The organism is Microcystis sp. M015S2 (assembly GCF_020245945.1).
Lineage (GTDB): Bacteria > Cyanobacteriota > Cyanobacteriia > Cyanobacteriales > Microcystaceae > Microcystis.
Map to the genome: position 1 here is coordinate 1 of NZ_JADBTX010000048.1, position 16241 is coordinate 16241.

Here is a 16241-nt window from a genome sequence, read left to right on the forward strand (position 1 = left end):
ATTGGGGAAAAAACCAAAAAGTTTAGCAGCACCTCCCAAGACAGCAACCACCAAAGCGATGAGAATCCCCCGGTTGGTAAATTCCTGATAAGCAACCCGTACCGTTAATCCCTCGATTTTCTCGTCTAATACTTTAATATCTCCTTTTAACTCGGCCTTGAGTTCGGCCTGTCCGATTTCTAATTGGGTTAGCCGGTCATCCACCTTGTCAAATCTCTCATCTATCCGTTTTTCCAGGGAGTCGATTTTACTTTCAATCCTTGTCAGTACGGATTCTAGGGAATAGCTGACAGTTTCGTTAGACATTTTGCTACACTCCTCGACTTATCTGGCGACTATCTTAATTATTATACTAAATCCCTTGAGTAAGTAAGTGGTTCTAATTAATATGATTCAAAACTTATAAATTCAATATAATCGAATACACAACTAAACTTGATATTTCTGTAATGCTTAAGTAGATAGGTATTAAAAACTTTCAGATCCCCCCGCCTATCGGCACCCCCCTTATCAAGGGGGGATCAAGGGGGGATTAAAGGCAAAATCCATTTTTAATTTAATTATAACCAGCTACTTAATTCCTTAAAAGCGTTTTCTAGTCGCAGATATGAACAAGCTGGTTATCCTCAATCAGATGGGAAAGATGCTCTTTGGTCTCCTAGTTATTTTGTTTCTTCTGTGGGAACTGTGCCATTGGCAGTTCTTAAGTGATATATTAGAGATCAAGAAAAGCCGTCGTGAAACGACGGGGTTTTAAACCCAAATTTTCGATAATCAGATAGCCATTATCTCAAAAAATATCACCATGACGATCGATCCGCAACAACTCATCGAACTAGCTCTCAAATCGGGAGCAGTGGCAGCCGAAGTTTATCAATCTTCCTCCCTTTCCCATCCCGTTTTTTTTGAGGCTAATCGTCTCAAACAGCTAGAAAGTTCCGAATCCGTGGGAACTGCCTTAAGATTATGGCGCGAGGGTTGTCCGGGGTTAGCGGTGGGTTATGGTGATGTGGAACCGAAAATTTTAGTAGAAACGGCGTTAAATTTATCCTATCTCAATGCCCCGGAAGAAATCGAATTTTCGGCACCACGACGGGCAATTTATGACCCGATTGGTCAGGATGTGGCGGTAGAATCTTTAATCGAGATGGGTAATCAAATGATTGGCCATATTCGCCAAGTTTATCCTGAGGTTATTTGTAGTGGTGAATGGGAATGTGAACGGGAAATCACCCGTTTGGTTAATTCCCAGGGTTTATATTGTCAATATACCGATACATCTTTGAGTTATTATCTGGGGATTGAATGGGTACGGGGGGAGGATTTTCTCGCGGTTTATGATGGGGAATATACTCGCAGTACACCTCATCCCGCAACCGTAATTAAACAGTTATTGCAGCGACTACAATGGGCAGCCAATAATGTGGATAGTCCCACGGGAAAATTACCAATTTTATTGACCGCTAATGCAGTTACCCTGTTATGGGGTACGGTGGCGATGGCTTTAAATGGTAAACAGATCTTAGAAAAGTCTTCGCCCTGGAGTGATAAAATCGGTCAATTGGTGATGTCAGAAAAGTTGACTTTATCCCAACAACCCCAGCAAGAACCCTATAGTTGTCCCTTTGATGATGAGGGAACTCCCACCAAATTTTTATCTTTAATTGAGGGAGGTAGAGTTAAAGAATTCTATAGCGATCGTACCACGGCCAGATTATTAAAAACTACTCCGACGGGAAACGGTTTTCGTCCCGGTTTAGGGGTTTATCCCATGCCAGATTTGGTTAATTTAATCGTGGCACCGGGAGAGGGAACTTTAGAGGATTTAATCTCGCAAATAGACGAAGGCCTAGTTATTGACCAAATTTTAGGTCATGGGGCCGATATTTCGGGCGATTTTTCTGTCAATATCGATCTGGGTTATCGCATAGAAAAGGGCAAAATCACCGGACGAGTTAAAGATACAATGGTGACGGGAAATGTTTATACAGCTTTGCAGAATTTAATCGCTTTGGGGTCAGATAATCAATGGAATGGTTCCTGTTATACTCCCTCGCTAATCGTTGATAGTTTATCGGTGGTGGGTTAAATCAGTTATCAGTTATCAGTTCACTGAAATTAACTCAGCCTACTTTTTCGGGGTAATTCTTTGGGGCTTTATTTGACCTGAAAAGAGGGGGGTCGCAGGCCGGCACGGATTCCCATTCTATAAGAAATTATCTGTCAAGTCGCGGGGTTTTGTCAAGCTTTTTTGGGAAAAAAATTTAACCGACACTCAAGGGGAGAGGCAAGGAGCAACAGGTAGTTAGATATGTGCAATTAATTGTGTCTAGCTACTTATCAGTTCACCGTTCACTGAAATTAACTCAGCTTACTTTTTGGGGTTAATTTTTTTGGGCTTTATTTGACCTGAAAAGAGGGGGTCGCAGGCCGGCACGGATTCCCATTCTATAAGAAATTATCTGTCAAGTCGTGGGGTTTTGTCAAGCTTTTTTGGGAAAAAAATTTAACCGACACTCAAGGGGAGAAAATTGTCGGCAGAAATATTATTTAATTCCCCCTGTGAGTCGGTATTTTTTAGCTTGGGATTAACGCTTTAGTTGCCGAGGCACCAAGGCGATTCAATTGCCGATTAATTTGCCATCCGACGAGGGTTAAACCCAACCACTGACTGAAGATTGCTAAAGCAAAAGAGGGAAGTGTAGCGTATTTAGTAGCGGCAATGGGGAGAAAAGTAAAAAACCATAAAAGCGGAGATTGACTGGGATTAACTCTCAAGACAGCGAAACAGAGGAAGGGGAAAATAATCAAAATGCCGATGCTAGTAGCTGCCAGCAAAGCGCGTTTATTTGTGCTGGCTAACATCAATAATTGGGCGATAGCGGCATAGACTAAAATCATGTTCATTGCCAAGAGAAACCCGGCTGCAGTGGCTAGTTTATATTGATGGAGAGGGGCGATAAAAATAGCGGGAAGGATGAATAAAATGGCAATGGCGACGTTAACAGCCATGGCTAGGGTAGAAGGGCTTTTTTCGCCAAAGATTAAAGCTTTCCCCAGACTAATGCCCGTTTTTCCTTGTAGATGACGATAGCGCGCCCAATCTTGGAGAGTTTGACGGGGGGGAGTGAGGGCAAAAAGGATTAACAAGCCAAAAATCGCCACAAAAACGCTAAGAATGACAAAATTATCGAAAAGATAGCTCGGTTCCAGAGTTTGGAAGACAAAACCCAGGCTAATGGCACTAAAACAGCCCATCATCCAGTAACTTTGGGGTTTACTAACAAGAGTAACGAGGGGATTATGGAAGCGACGCTGGAGAATTCTGGTTAAAACGTAGGTGCAGAGGGCAAAATTGAGCAAAATTAAACTAATACCCGTTGTAACCGATTGCCAGAGAGATTGACCGTACCAACGCAGATCAAAGATTTGTGAGATTCCTAGATAGCGTACCGCATCGGGGGGGAGAAAGGTAGATTTAACTAGATAGGGGAGGACAAAACTAGGATTAAAGAGAATTAACCAATCAAAGGGGGTACGGGAACCACCATAGCCCGATAAAGTAAAAATACTGCTATAAAACACAAAGATTAAGACTGTTGCACTGCCTAACCAGGGTTGAAATCCTCCTAACCATGGCGTGGCTAAAGCGAAACTGAGGGCGGCATGATAGAAAAAGGCACAACTAGCGATCAGAACCGCGTAGAACGCTAAAATTAACGACAAGGGAATACCCGCTAATAAACCCGCCCCCAAGTGAAAGGGTAAAGCGAGAAGACAGACGAGATAGAGGAGAATGGGAACCCCGAAAATTTTGCCGATAAAAATCGTTTTGGCGGGTTGGGGACTCAGACGGATAAAATTAAGTGTACCCCGGCGCTCTTCCCCAGAAAGATCGGCGATTAATTGATAGGTTCCCACCACTAAAAGAGCGAAAATGCCGGTAATGCTCAGAAAAGTGAAGATATCTAACCACCATAACCGGGAGATAATCATCCATTGACCATTTAAGTCTTGGATGCAGTATTTAAGCCCACTATAGGGATAATAATCGTTGTTATTGGGGGGATTAGCGGTACAGTAACGACTAAATCCCGCCCCCACTGGCAGTAGATTTTTGTAGTATAAATAAACTAATAATTGACCAACTAAGGAGATAACCGAGGCGATCGAGATATTTTTCGGGGTTAATCTTCCTTGCCATTCTCGCATAATTTGCGGGTTGGTTTCCGTGAGGCGATCGATTATTGTCGCTATCATATTTCTGTCCTCTCTACAGCCGTTATCAGGAGCTAATCCTAGATTAACCCGGCAACTTCTCGATCGGTTCGGGGAGGAAGAAATCCATCGAGATGCAGCTAAAATCTGGGTTCGGGAATCAAAAAGGGAAAAGTGCCGGACCCGGGAGCTTCTGTTTTACACTAGAATTTGGCCGCCTGAATCTAGATCTATGCCCACTCTGACCCTCAATTTTCCCCTAACTGCCGTTGTCGGCCAAGAAGCGATTAAATTAGCCCTACTCTTAGCCGCCGTGGATCCCGCCCTCGGGGGTGTGGTGATTGCCGGTCGTCGGGGAACCGCCAAATCAGTCATGGCGCGGGCGATACATTCCCTATTGCCACCGATCGAAATTATCGCAGGTAATGTCTTTAATTGTGATCCCAACCATCCCGACGAATGGGACGATCGCACTAAAGAAGAATATAGCAGTGGAGAGGTCCCCACGGAAGTTATCCGGGCCCCTTTCGTGCAGATTCCCCTAGGAGTGACCGAGGATCGTTTATTGGGTTCCGTCGATGTGGAAGAATCGGTGAAACAGGGGGAACCAGTCTTTCAACCCGGTTTATTAGCCAGCGCCCATCGGGGAATTCTCTACATCGATGAAATTAATCTACTTGATGACCAAATTGCTAACCAATTACTCACAGTTTTAAGCGAAGGACGTAACCAAATCGAACGGGAAGGCATCAGTTTTCAACATCCCTGCAAACCAATCCTGATCGCTACTTATAACCCGGAAGAAGGGGATTTACGACCCCATTTATTAGATAGAATTGCCATTGCGCTTTCCGCCGATGGTGTCCTTAGTTTAGACCAACGAGTCACCGCCGTCAATCAGGCGATCGAGTATGCTGTTTCTCCCAGCGCTTTTATCGCCCAATATGCCCAAGAAATCGATGATCTAAAAACCGAAATTATTCTGGCGAGGGAATGGTTAAAAGAGGTAAAAATTAAACCCGAACAAATTAGTTATCTAGTGGAAGAAGCGGTGCGCGGTAAGGTAGAAGGTCATCGCGCCGAGATTTTTGCCGTGAGAGTAGCCAAGGCGGCCGCTGCTTTAGAAGGTCGGGATTTAGTCAGTGCCGATGACTTAAAAAGAGCCGTCGAATTAGTTATTGTACCTCGATCGCTGATTACGCCACCACCCCCAGAACAGGAACAACAGCCACCGCCACCACCGCCACCACCGGAACCGCCCCAAGACGAAAACCAGCAGGAACAGGAAGAAAAAGAGGAGGAGAAAGAGGAGGAAAAAGAACCGGAACAGCCCGATAATTTGCCGGAAGAATTTGTTTTCGACCCAGAAGGGGTTTTACTGGATCCCAGTGTGTTGTATTTTGCCCAGATGGCCCAGCGTCAGGGGAAATCGGGGGCGCGTAACCTGATTTTCTCGGAAGATAGGGGACGTTATATTAAGCCGATGTTACCCCGGGGCAAGGTAAAAAGAGTCGCCGTCGATGCCACTCTCCGGGCGGCCGCCCCCTATCAAAAAGCCCGTCGCTTAAGAAATCCCGAACGTCATGTGATTATAGAAGAAGGGGATCTGCGCTCAAAAAGGCTGGCCCGCAAGGCCGGTTCTTTAATTGTCTTTGTGGTTGATGCCTCCGGTTCCATGGCCCTGAATCGGATGCAGTCGGCTAAAGGTGCGGTTATGCGTCTGTTAACGGAAGCTTACGAAAATCGCGACCAGATTGCCCTGATTCCTTTCCGGGGTGAGCGAGCAGATGTACTATTACCGCCGACCAAATCGATTACCCTAGCGAAAAAACGTCTAGAAACCCTGCCCTGTGGCGGCGGTTCCCCTTTAGCCCACGGTTTAACCCAAGCGGTTCATGTGGGGATGAATGCCCGTTTATCGGGGGATATCGGTCAAGTGGTGATTGTGGCGATTACCGACGGTAGAAGTAATATTCCTTTGGCGAAATCTTTAGGCGAACCGATTCCGGAGGGTGAAAAACCCGATATTAAGGCAGAACTGCTCGATATTGCCGCTAAAATTCGCTCTTTAGGCATTAAATTGCTGGTTATCGATACGGAGAAAAAATTCGTCTCCACTGGTTTTGCCAAAGAATTAGCCCTAAAAGCCGGGGGTAAATATTATCATCTACCCCGGGCCACGGAACAAGCGATCGCATCTATGGCGCGAGGGGCAATTGCAGGACTGTAGCTAGGGTTTGCGGCAAAAAGTTTTTCCTGGGGGCAGGGTGTGGGGTGTGGGGTGTTAGGGTGTGGGGTGTGGGGTGTAGGGTGTGGGGTGTAGGGTGTGGGGTGTAGGGTGTGGGGAAGGAAACCTCTTTCATCTGTGGGGGTGAAAATTTTTTCATCGGGACTGCCTCCTGCCTTCGTTAATGACTCGAATTTTGCTGATTTTCTGTTTTTTTTTCGGTCCAGTGTGACAGCATCTAGAAAAACTTAACAATAATCAGCAATCAGCGAGAGATATACTACAAACAAACTTGAGCAAGTTTTAATTAAGAGAACTATGAACTTTCGATTTGGCAAAATCTTGATAGCAGGGGTATTAGCGGTACTTTTGCTAGTAACTTCCTGTGCTAAAGCTCCCTCACAATTTGACCAAGCGCAACAAGAAAGCACCGCTCGTGGGGCGGCGGCAGTGGTGAAAGAATCCACCTCTGGCGGCAGTTTTAATCGGTTTTTCCCGCCTTCTGGGGAAGGATACGAGCGCGTCTATACCCAGGAGAAAAAAGGCTTTGCTGAGGCAAAACTGAAGCAAGATGGCAAAGTTCTGGCTATGTTAGCCATATCTGACATCAGCAATAATCCCGCCGCGGCCAATAAATTCCAAGACAGTCAAACCACAATTAAAGGTTTTCCCTCTGTGGAACAGGGTGCAACCGCCAGCGCCGTTTTAGTCAATAATCGCTATCAAGTCAAGGTTTTATCGCGGGAGCCAGATTTTGCTGCCAGCGATCGCCAAGCTTGGTTAGCTAAGTTCGATTTAGATGGTCTAGCAAAATTAAAGTAAGGAGACATCCGTGAGTAAGCCAATTTTTGAACTGGTGGACGAATTACCGACGAATAATCTCACCGTCAAAGTTCTCAAAACCCTTGATTATGTCGTGCCGGGAGAGTGGGATAACCTAGTCGGGTTTAAAAATACGATTATCACAGTCACCGGCGAAACCGACGAAAGCATGATCCAACAGATTGGCGATCGAGCCGTTTGGTTGTTTAATGATAAATCCCAGGGCTATCAACGGGCGCTCTGGCTCTACCAAACCATCGACAGCGCCGATAATGCCCTAGCCGCCGCCTCTCTTGCTAATGCCGTCGGTGGTAAAATTCCCCTCATGGGCGGTTTAATCGAAAGATTAACCCCTGCCCCCGAAAAAGCGCAAACCATCGATCTAACCTTGAAATTAGTGACCGAATTAGTCGCTTTTTGTCAAATTAATGGCATTCCGGGGGATAGTATCGGGGATTTCGTCACTTCTCTGGGAGATTATAGCGGCGAATCCCTCATGCGGATGGCGGCGTTAGTTTGTTTGGATGGTTTAATCCCTCTGGGGGGCAGTTTTATCCGCAAAGTGGAATCGGGCCTCAGCATTCTCAGGCCAGGAGAATTAGAATCTAACTCCACTTTCGCCAGTATTAAAGAATTGATTCCGGGGGCAACTACTGCCAGAAAATTAGACTTTATCGGTCAAAGTTTCGACTCGACTAAAGGTTGGATGAGTAATTTTGTCAGGGAGCGCGATTTGAGCCAGCAGGTATTATTGAGCAAAATTCAGGGATTTATCGACTTTTCTGCCGATAAATTGGTATATGTTGGGGCATTCCTCGATATGACGACTAATTACTATGAACATACCGGCATTCAAACCCTGGCTCGTCGTTTAATCGAAAGAGCCGTGGCGGAAATTTAACTGCAAGACTCGGAAACAACCGAAGAAAAAGCCCTAGAGAAACGGGAGGAGTTAACTGAAGCTGCTGAGACTCTATCTCATCAGAGACACTCCTCTTTTCCCATCAGGATGTAGGTGCTTACTTCGGCTATCAAAAAGCGGTGAGTGAAATGCCCGCACAACCCGGAGCGATCGAACAAGCCCGATCAATTTTCCTGTCCCCAACCTGATATGATCGGAATTGGCGATCTTGCGATTAAGACCAATTCAAAATTTTCCTATCTCCAAATCTCAATGATTTAGGGCTTTTTTTCTTGGGAATTTGTCGTTAAGGACAGCAGCACCAGCTTATTTTTGATCTCTAGCCCCGCATATCTAACCGCTCATGTCTATTGAAGAAGCCTTGAAACTCCTAAAAGAATATGGCTGTATTCAACTAAAAATTGCCCAATCCCCTGAAGAAGAAGAAGCTCTAAGACAGGCAATTTTATTAGTTAATCAAGGTTCGGAATCAATTAATTTAGGTATCTGTGCCGATAACAATGAAGAGGGATTTAAAGCCCTGAAAACTTATCTACAGGCCCTAGGATACCCTCCACCTAATAGTCTCCCAGAAGACCAACCAGAACCGAGAGCGGTGTATATTAAATACAATAACCAAAGACAAGCTTCCTATCTCGATTCCTACACGGGAACCTATCGCGGTGTCCTGATTTCTTGTCAATCAGAAAATGATCAATTAGTCGGTACTTATGGTCACTTTCCCCTCGATTTATTCTCTTAAGAGGGATATTTTTGGGGTTATTTAAGCGATTAACAATCATCGGCACCCCCCTGATCAAGGGGGGATTAAGGGGGGATATATTTAAACCACTTACTTAACCAGCAAAAAGCTCCCCACTGCTGTCCACTGAATTCTTAACTTTTTACCTGAAAAAAATATGTATTTGTTAATTCCAGCAGCGGGAATGGGTAAACGGATGGGCAGCGGTCGCAATAAGTTACTGCTCACCCTGCACGGAAAACCGCTCCTGACTTGGACTTTGCTGGCTGCCATGCAATCCGGGGCAATTATCTGGATTGGGATTATGGCACAACCGGAAGACTTTGAGGATATCCGAGAAATTATCACCGCCATAAATGCCCTTAAACCCGTGCAAATCATTCAAGGAGGCGAAACCAGACAAAAATCGGTTTATAATGGCTTACAAGCCCTACCAGAGGAGGCTGAGGCGGTTTTAATTCACGATGGGGCGCGCTGTTTAGCCACTCCCGAATTATTTGATCGCTGTGCCGCCGCTTTAGCCACTTGTCAGGGTTTCATTGCGGCGATTCCGGTGAAAGATACGATTAAAATTGTCGATAGCAAGGGCTGGATTGAGGATACACCGGATCGCTCGCAGTTGTGGGCGGCCCAAACGCCCCAGGGTTTTCAGGTAAAATTATTAAAAGAATGTCATGAACAGGGCCGAAAATTAGATTGGGAAGTCACCGACGATGCCGCCTTATTAGAAAAATGTGGTTTTCCCGTCAAAATTGTCGTCGGTGAAGAAACTAACTTAAAAATTACGACTCCGGGAGATCTGGCAATTGCCGAGTATATTTTAAGTCAACGTTTATAATTTTTCATCTACTTTAACGCCGTCCCGTTTAATAATACGAGCGGGAATACCCACCACTACACAATTAGGTGGAACATCTTTGACTACCACTGAATTTGCGCCCACGGTGACATTATCACCGATGGTAATGTTTCCTAAGACTTTAGCGCCGGCGGTAATCCTGACATTATTGCCAATTTTGGGGCGACCGCTTTTATCTTTATAGCCAATTGTTACCTGTTGATTAATCCAACAGTTATCGCCCAAATCCGCCATAACAATCGTACTAAAACCGTGTTGAATAAATAATCCTTTGCCAATCGAACAGGAAGAATCTAGAAATAAGTAGGAACTTTCGCGATAGAAAAACCTAAGAATATACATTAAAAAACGGCTGAATGAACCACCTTGAAAAAGACGACAATAATATAAATTTCTAAATTCTTTTGCCTCCAGACACAGAGCTAAGAATTGTAACCAATCTGCTCTTTTTTCCCAGCCTAATAACTCTACCCAACGCCGCACATCACCTAAGATAAGCTCTCGATTATTAGCTACCTCAAAGGCAATGATTAAAGGGGAGAGCCAAAGAATACCCGCATAGAAAAATAATTTTCGGAAGAAACTTTTCATCGTTGGTCTAAAATAAGTGACAATAGACTTGCTTTTTGTTGCTCTTGATTATAGTAGTATTGTAGCGAATAGTTCAACCGTCGCCCGTTTATTGGACTCCAACGATGTCAACTACCTTACAGTTCTTGCCCGAAGTATCCGTGATCGTGCCAATTTATAACGGAGAGAAAGATCTACCCCCTCTCATTGATTGTTTAGCCAAACAGACCTATCCCCGTCAATTAGTTGAATATATTTTAGTTGATAATAATAGTAGCGATCGCACAGCAGAATTATTAGGAAAGGCAGCAGAAGAATACAGGGGACTGAACCTGATGATTTTAAGCGAAAATCAGATACAAAGCTCCTACGCTGCTCGTAACAAAGGGATCAAAAGCTCTCGTTATCCTTTTCTGGCCTTTACCGATGCCGATTGTCGTCCCGCACCGCAATGGTTGACAGAATTGATTCAACCCTTTAAAGATAATAGGATTGGTCTGGTAGCGGGTGAAATTGCCGCCTTAACTGGTTCCACTTGGTTGGAAAAGTATGCGGAACGTCGTCACTTTATGTCACCAAAATTTCTTTTAGAACATTCTTTTTGTCCCTACGGTCAAACTGCTAACCTCGCTATTCGTCGAGAAGCTTTTCAAAAAGTTGGTTTATTTCGTCCTTATTTAACTACCGGTGGTGATGCCGATATCTGTTGGCGTATTCAACAACAAACTGACTGGCAATTAACCTACGCACCGGAGGCAATTATTTACCATCGTCATCGTTCCACCTTAGAAGACTTAAGAAGTCAATTAAAACGTTACGGGCGCTCGAATCGCTATCTTCACGAATTGTATGATATCGAATTGATGCGACCTTTAACCAACCAAGAGTTATTTTTTACTCTCGGTCGTTGGTTATTAAAAGAGCTACCAAAAAATACTCTCAAGTTATTGTTTGGTAAAGCTGATATAGTAGATTTATTGGCTACTCCCCTCGATTTAATTGGGTTTCAGTCCCGCAGCCAAGGACAAGCCACGGCTAAATTACCCGAAAAAGCTAAAGAAATCGAATGGCTTTAATTCAGTGATCAGTTATCAGTGATCAGTTATCAGTTATCAGATGTGAGTTTTCAGTGATCAGTTATCGGTTATCAGATGTAAGTTTTCAGTTCACTGATTACTGTTTACTGATTAAGGTTTCCTCTATGGTTTCTCCCTGAGTGAAACATCCTGGAATATCCTTAATTTCTGATACATATCCCCCGTCATCATCAGGATAAATTGTTATTGGATATTTTAACCATAAATAAAACTCTAATGATTCCAGCTTAGTTTTATTACTTGTACTAATATTTTTAGCTCTTTAAAGTTAGCAAATAGGATAAATATAAGTAGGTAGGTATTATTTCAGATGCCCCCGCCTATCGGCACCCCCCTTATCAAGGGGGGATCAAGGGGGGATTAAAGGCAAAATCCATTTTTAATTTAATTATAACCAGCTACTTATTTTGAATAAATACTCAGAAAATATCAAGAAGAGAATCAGCTTTAAACCTTGTCGGTCAACTATCCATTCCCCTCTTCTGGCGCTCCAGGCTTCAAAGTGGGCGACAAAATGAGGTAAGGTAAAAAAGCTGTGCCGATAACCGAGACTATGAGCGTTGAATGGCAATCCGTCAAAACCTACGAGGACATTCTTTACCATAAATGGGGGGGAATCGCCAAAATTACCATCAATCGCCCCCATAAGCGTAATGCCTTCCGTCCAAAAACAGTTTTTGAGCTTTACGACGCTTTCTGTGATGCTCGCGAGGATGCCCGCATTGGGGTAGTATTGCTCACGGGTGCAGGTCCCCACAGCGACGGCAAGTATGCTTTTTGTTCTGGCGGCGATCAGACGGTGCGCGGTCTGGCGGGTTATATTGGCGATGATGGCGTACCCCGGCTCAATGTGCTGGATTTACAGAAATTAATTCGCTCCATCCCCAAGGTAGTTATCGCGCTGGTGGCAGGTTATGCGGTCGGGGGCGGTCATGTTTTGCACTTGGTTTGTGATTTAACCTTAGCGGCGGATAACGCCGTTTTTGGTCAGACAGGTCCGAAAGTGGGCAGTTTTGACGGCGGTTTTGGCTCTAGTTATCTGGCCCGGGTGGTCGGTCAGAAAAAGGCTCGCGAGATTTGGTTTCTCTGTCGGCAGTATAACGCCCAACAAGCTTTAGAAATGGGTTTGGTTAACCATGTCGTCCCGGTGGAGGAATTAGAGCGGGAAGGGGTTAAATGGTCCTTAGAAATTCTCGAAAAAAGTCCCTTGGCGATTCGCTGCCTGAAATCGGCTTTTAATGCTGATTGTGATGGTCAAGCGGGTTTACAGGAGTTAGCGGGCAATGCCACTTTACTCTACTATATGACCGCCGAAGGAGCCGAAGGGAAACAGGCTTTCCTCGAAAAACGTCCCCCCGATTTTAGTCAATATCCTTGGCTACCCTAATCAGTGATCAGTAAACAGTAAACAGTAATCAGTGAAAAGAAAGCAGAAAACCGCCGTGTAATACTGCTCACTTAATACTCCCTACTCCTACTGATAACTGATCACTGATCACTGATAAGCTATGCTAGTTTAGAGAGAGTAGTTAGGTTCGGTAGCAGCATTGGTTTCAAACAGAAGTGGTTTTTCCCTGATGGCCTTGACTGGGTTGTGTCCGATCTCCTTCTCGAAATGGCTGTGATATTGGGAGACAATCCATGACGATTTACGTTGGTAATCTGGTTTATGACGTCACGAAAGAGGACTTGCAAGAGGTATTCGCTGAATACGGCACGGTTAGTCGCGTTTACTTGCCCGTAGATCGGGAAACGGGTAAAATGCGCGGTTTTGGTTTTGTGGAAATGTCCTCCGATGAGGAAGAAGCAATAGCGATCGAAACTCTTGACGGGGCCGAATGGATGGGACGACAGATGAAAGTCAACAAAGCTCGTCCCAAAGAAGATAATTTTGGTGGTGGTGGTGGCGGCGGTGAGCGCAAAAACTCCAGGCGCCTGGAACGTTAAACAGATTCTTGTAAAATTCCAGAAGCGGTTATTTCTGATAACCGCTTTCTTATCGATAATTAATAAATCTCCGTTTGTTTTCTAACATCCTAATGCCCATTTTAAATGTGTAACAGCTATGAATGATCAATCCGTTGCTCTGACCTCGTCCTCGCTCGAGGATGAACCACTCCACCGGACATCGGAGCTGCCGATCTGGTTCGATAATTTCGCCAATCTGGCACAGGCCTACGAGGGAAGGCTCAACGAATCCGACCCCGTAATAGAGCCTAACGATCTTCGTCTGCATCTATTAACCACATTGCTCGGCACGCCTCCGTCAGAGGCCTATTATCTCGTGCAGGGTTTGGGCCGGTGTCGGGAGATAGAGGGCGATGTGTGCGAGTTTGGTGTGGCGCAGGGAGAAACCTCCGCGCTGATCGCCAATGAAATCGCTGGAACGGACAAGACCTTACATCTATTCGATTCCTTTGAAGGGTTGCCCGCCCCCTCGGAAAAAGATCGCTTGCTCCACGATATTTTCGATTTGGGGAATATGGAAGCCTACAGGGGAAAAATGCGATGCCGTGAGGGAATGGTTCTAGAGCGATTACGGAAGATTTCTTTTCCCGAACATCGCTATGTAATTCACAAAGGATTTTTCGATCGAATCCTCGAGCGAGCGGAAAATTTACCCGCGAGGGTTTCTTTCGCCTATGTGGATTTCGATCTGTACGAACCGATCAAACAGGTATTAGAGTTCCTCCACCCGATCACCTCCCCTGGGGCGGTTATCATCGTCGATGATTACGGTTTCTTTTCTTCGGGCGTGAAGACGGCCGTAGATGAATTTATTCAAGATAAAAATGATCGGGAAAAGGTCTACGAGTACATGATCCCGGATACTCGATACGGACATTTCATCGTTTTGACGAAAAAAGGCTAACAGACGCAAAGATATCCGTTCGTCTGTACCCGTAAATTGCCTGTGAATATCCGATGTGTCGGGGGTAAATACAGAACCAAATCCTATTTAGGGTTGGCTGAATATCAGTTTAAGGCTTGCTATAAAATGGTTTTGGGACTCTTGTGGCTAAAAAAGTCCCAGAAACGAACGTTGAGAAATGGCAATAGGGACTCAAAACCCTTGCACTTTCGCTCTTCGATTGGGAAGGGTTCCACTTGCAGACGTGCGAGGTCATTCTGTTATTCTGACTTCCCCTGCCGACGACCGGCTACTGACGACCGACTCCTGACCCCAGCCTAGGACTTTTTCAGCATACCCTAGGTAGTTGGGGAATCTGTCACAACCAATCGATATTCCGACGCAACAAACGCACAAGCTCCCCGTCATCGCCTTAAACCGCCGTTTTCCGTGACTCAAGGATGGGGTGGAGAATTGTCCAGGCCAGGACGATAATTAAAGCCAAGATACCAAAACGAGCCATAGAACTAACTAACTGGTGCAAGGGGAACAAACGGCCTAAAAAGAAGGATAATGTCACCATAATCGTCGCCCACACCGTCGCCCCACCGAGATTACAGAGGAAAAAACGACCGTAGGGCATTCGGGCAATTCCCGCCATGGGACCTGCAAAGATTCTTAACAGGGCCACGAAGCGACCGAAAAAGACCGCCCGGGGTGCATTTTTACTAAATTGTTCCTTGGCTAATTCTAGTTTTTGGGGGGGAATCCCAAAGAATTTGCCAACTTTTAACAAAAACGGCCACCCCCCGGCGCGCCCGAGCCAATAGCCAAAATTATCGCCTAAAACTGCTCCTGTAATTGCGCTGACTAAAACTAACCAATAGTTTAAATCACCGCTACCAGCAAGGAAGCCGCCGACAATGGTGATGGTTTCTCCCGGGATGGGAATCCCCATATTTTCGAGGGTGATGCCGATAAATACCGCCCAGTATCCGTATTGGTGGGCGATTTCTTCAATATTTTCTAGGGATAATAGCTCTAGGGACATGGAGCGCTTTCTTAACAAAGGTTTACGAATATTCTAAGATATTTTTACAGGATTTAACCGTAGCTGAACATGACTTTTCCCAGTATTGATTTATTAGCAATTCGTCAGGGTGAGATAAAAGATTTAGCGGGCATGAATTTGGCAGGGGCTGATTTAGCGGGTGCAGACCTAGCAGGAGCGAATTTACGCGCAAATTTACGCGGTGCTGACCTGACCGGGGCAAATTTAAGGGGAGCAGATTTTCGTAATGCCGATTTACGCGGGGCAATTCTCCTCGATGCGATCGTGACCGGGGCAAGTTTGGCCGGGGCTTTTTTAGCCGGGGCGGTTTTTAATCATCTAGATTTGTCCGGGGCGGATTTTCGCGGTGTCGATGGCCGGGGAGTGAGTTTTGTCAGGGCGATTTTAACCCAAGCGGATTTTACTAGCGCTAATCTGTCCGGGGCAGATCTGTCGGCTACCGATTTAGAGGAAGCAATTTTTTTCGGGGCGATTTTACGCGGAACAAATTTTACTGATGCCAATCTTCTTTGTGCTAGTTTAGCCTCGGCAGTAACCACGGGGGCAATTTTCGATCGAGCTTGTTTAGAAGGGACAGGATTAACCTAAATGGCTATCTTGGATCTTGGCTAAAAAATGTTCACCATGTTACATTATGGGCGCAAGCAGTTCGATAAACTCACTGACCAGGTTGCGCCCCTAGATGGCACCTAGTGTGATTGGTAGGGGCGTATAGCGTATGCCCTTTCTTCGATAAGATTTGCTCATCACTATAACCCTAAGAGAGCCATCTCTTTTGGATCAGATAATCCTAATCGTCTAGATAAAAGAAGATGAGTTTCTAATTCGTTTCTCTCATTGTCAAGAAATAACACTTCTCGT

16 protein-coding genes and 1 pseudogene are annotated in these 16241 nt (G+C 45.1%); 12 read left to right on the top strand and 5 right to left on the bottom strand.

The window, feature by feature from the left end; all coding sequences use genetic code 11:
- Window positions 1-306: DUF4164 family protein (locus IM473_RS09595; protein ID WP_287658175.1), on the bottom strand; the 306-nt coding region annotated here is incomplete at its 3' end.
- Between the two features lie 264 nt (window positions 307-570).
- Between IM473_RS09595 and IM473_RS22715 the strand changes: the two are divergent.
- Window positions 571-711: pseudogene (locus tag IM473_RS22715) on the top strand (transposase); the annotation flags it as partial.
- Between the two features lie 94 nt (window positions 712-805).
- The gene (locus IM473_RS09605; RefSeq protein ID WP_287658174.1) at window positions 806-2089 is read left to right on the top strand and encodes a TldD/PmbA family protein; all 1284 of its coding nucleotides are present in this window, start codon (window positions 806-808) and stop codon (window positions 2087-2089) included.
- 488 nt (window positions 2090-2577) lie between these two features.
- Here the strand turns inward: IM473_RS09605 and IM473_RS09610 are convergent, their stop codons facing one another.
- Window positions 2578-4260 (bottom strand): hypothetical protein, encoded by a 1683-nt coding sequence (locus IM473_RS09610; protein WP_287658173.1) that lies wholly within the window; start codon window positions 4258-4260, stop codon window positions 2578-2580.
- A 190-nt stretch (window positions 4261-4450) separates the two neighbouring features.
- On the opposite strand from IM473_RS09610, the gene bchD reads away from it, so the two are divergent.
- The 5 genes from bchD (at window position 4451) to ispD (ending at window position 9769) form a co-directional block, all read left to right on the top strand.
- A complete protein-coding gene (bchD, locus tag IM473_RS09615; protein WP_287658172.1) occupies window positions 4451-6448 on the top strand; it encodes a magnesium chelatase ATPase subunit D in 1998 nt (665 codons plus the stop codon).
- 315 nt (window positions 6449-6763) lie between these two features.
- Entirely contained in the window at window positions 6764-7267 is a 504-nt protein-coding gene (locus tag IM473_RS09625) for a hypothetical protein (RefSeq protein WP_287658170.1), read from the top strand.
- A 10-nt stretch (window positions 7268-7277) separates the two neighbouring features.
- Window positions 7278-8168, top strand: coding sequence for a hypothetical protein (locus IM473_RS09630; protein WP_287658169.1), 891 nt, complete (start codon window positions 7278-7280; stop codon window positions 8166-8168).
- 364 nt (window positions 8169-8532) lie between these two features.
- On the top strand, window positions 8533-8931 hold the full coding sequence (locus tag IM473_RS09635; RefSeq protein ID WP_287658167.1) for a DUF1824 family protein: 399 nt from the start codon (window positions 8533-8535) through the stop codon (window positions 8929-8931).
- 157 nt (window positions 8932-9088) lie between these two features.
- Window positions 9089-9769: a 2-C-methyl-D-erythritol 4-phosphate cytidylyltransferase gene (gene ispD, locus IM473_RS09640; RefSeq protein ID WP_287658166.1), complete on the top strand. Its 681-nt coding sequence runs from the start codon at window positions 9089-9091 to the stop codon at window positions 9767-9769.
- On the opposite strand, the gene IM473_RS09645 is transcribed toward ispD, so the two are convergent.
- Window positions 9764-10381 carry a serine O-acetyltransferase gene (locus tag IM473_RS09645; RefSeq protein ID WP_287658165.1) on the bottom strand — a complete coding sequence of 206 codons (618 nt, stop codon included), beginning with the start codon at window positions 10379-10381 and terminating at the stop codon, window positions 9764-9766. The genes ispD and IM473_RS09645 overlap by 6 nt on opposite strands.
- 104 nt (window positions 10382-10485) lie before the next feature.
- Between IM473_RS09645 and IM473_RS09650 the strand changes: the two genes are divergently transcribed.
- A complete protein-coding gene (locus tag IM473_RS09650; protein WP_287658164.1) occupies window positions 10486-11436 on the top strand; it encodes a glycosyltransferase family 2 protein in 951 nt (316 codons plus the stop codon).
- 97 nt (window positions 11437-11533) lie between these two features.
- Here IM473_RS09650 and IM473_RS22535 read toward each other — a convergent pair whose 3' ends face one another.
- Complete coding sequence (locus IM473_RS22535) at window positions 11534-11707, bottom strand: type II toxin-antitoxin system HicB family antitoxin (RefSeq protein WP_287726165.1); 174 nt, start codon at window positions 11705-11707, stop codon at window positions 11534-11536.
- A 303-nt stretch (window positions 11708-12010) separates the two neighbouring features.
- Here IM473_RS22535 and menB point away from each other — a divergent pair, with 303 nt between their 5' ends.
- The 3 genes from menB (at window position 12011) to IM473_RS09670 (ending at window position 14329) form a co-directional block, all read left to right on the top strand.
- Window positions 12011-12844: a 1,4-dihydroxy-2-naphthoyl-CoA synthase gene (gene menB / locus IM473_RS09660; RefSeq protein WP_287658163.1), complete on the top strand. Its 834-nt coding sequence runs from the start codon at window positions 12011-12013 to the stop codon at window positions 12842-12844.
- Window positions 12845-13098: 254 nt separating this feature from the next.
- Window positions 13099-13404, top strand: a complete 306-nt coding sequence (gene rbp, locus IM473_RS09665; RefSeq protein WP_287658162.1) for an RNA-binding regulator — start codon at window positions 13099-13101, stop codon at window positions 13402-13404.
- A 118-nt stretch (window positions 13405-13522) separates the two neighbouring features.
- Window positions 13523-14329, top strand: a complete 807-nt coding sequence (locus IM473_RS09670; protein ID WP_287658161.1) for a TylF/MycF/NovP-related O-methyltransferase — start codon at window positions 13523-13525, stop codon at window positions 14327-14329.
- A 412-nt stretch (window positions 14330-14741) separates the two neighbouring features.
- Here IM473_RS09670 and IM473_RS09675 read toward each other — a convergent pair whose 3' ends face one another.
- Window positions 14742-15359, bottom strand: a complete 618-nt coding sequence (locus IM473_RS09675; protein WP_287658178.1) for a DedA family protein — start codon at window positions 15357-15359, stop codon at window positions 14742-14744.
- Window positions 15360-15428: 69 nt separating this feature from the next.
- On the opposite strand from IM473_RS09675, the gene IM473_RS09680 reads away from it, so the two are divergent.
- Window positions 15429-15968 (top strand): pentapeptide repeat-containing protein, encoded by a 540-nt coding sequence (locus tag IM473_RS09680; RefSeq protein ID WP_287658160.1) that lies wholly within the window; start codon window positions 15429-15431, stop codon window positions 15966-15968.
- The last annotated feature ends 273 nt before the right edge of the window (window positions 15969-16241 follow it).

What these genes read in the sequence shown, in the direction of transcription:
- IM473_RS09605 (WP_287658174.1), top strand. Translation starts at nt 806, where the DNA reads ATGACGATCGATCCGCAACAACTCATCGAACTAGCTCTCAAATCGGGA.
- IM473_RS09610 (WP_287658173.1), bottom strand. Translation starts at nt 4,260, where the DNA reads ATGATAGCGACAATAATCGATCGCCTCACGGAAACCAACCCGCAAATT.
- bchD (WP_287658172.1), top strand. Translation starts at nt 4,451, where the DNA reads ATGCCCACTCTGACCCTCAATTTTCCCCTAACTGCCGTTGTCGGCCAA.
- IM473_RS09625 (WP_287658170.1), top strand. Translation starts at nt 6,764, where the DNA reads ATGAACTTTCGATTTGGCAAAATCTTGATAGCAGGGGTATTAGCGGTA.
- IM473_RS09635 (WP_287658167.1), top strand. Translation starts at nt 8,533, where the DNA reads ATGTCTATTGAAGAAGCCTTGAAACTCCTAAAAGAATATGGCTGTATT.
- ispD (WP_287658166.1), top strand. Translation starts at nt 9,089, where the DNA reads ATGTATTTGTTAATTCCAGCAGCGGGAATGGGTAAACGGATGGGCAGC.
- IM473_RS09645 (WP_287658165.1), bottom strand. Translation starts at nt 10,381, where the DNA reads ATGAAAAGTTTCTTCCGAAAATTATTTTTCTATGCGGGTATTCTTTGG.
- IM473_RS09650 (WP_287658164.1), top strand. Translation starts at nt 10,486, where the DNA reads ATGTCAACTACCTTACAGTTCTTGCCCGAAGTATCCGTGATCGTGCCA.
- menB (WP_287658163.1), top strand. Translation starts at nt 12,011, where the DNA reads ATGAGCGTTGAATGGCAATCCGTCAAAACCTACGAGGACATTCTTTAC.
- rbp (WP_287658162.1), top strand. Translation starts at nt 13,099, where the DNA reads ATGACGATTTACGTTGGTAATCTGGTTTATGACGTCACGAAAGAGGAC.
- IM473_RS09670 (WP_287658161.1), top strand. Translation starts at nt 13,523, where the DNA reads ATGAATGATCAATCCGTTGCTCTGACCTCGTCCTCGCTCGAGGATGAA.
- IM473_RS09675 (WP_287658178.1), bottom strand. Translation starts at nt 15,359, where the DNA reads ATGTCCCTAGAGCTATTATCCCTAGAAAATATTGAAGAAATCGCCCAC.
- IM473_RS09680 (WP_287658160.1), top strand. Translation starts at nt 15,429, where the DNA reads ATGACTTTTCCCAGTATTGATTTATTAGCAATTCGTCAGGGTGAGATA.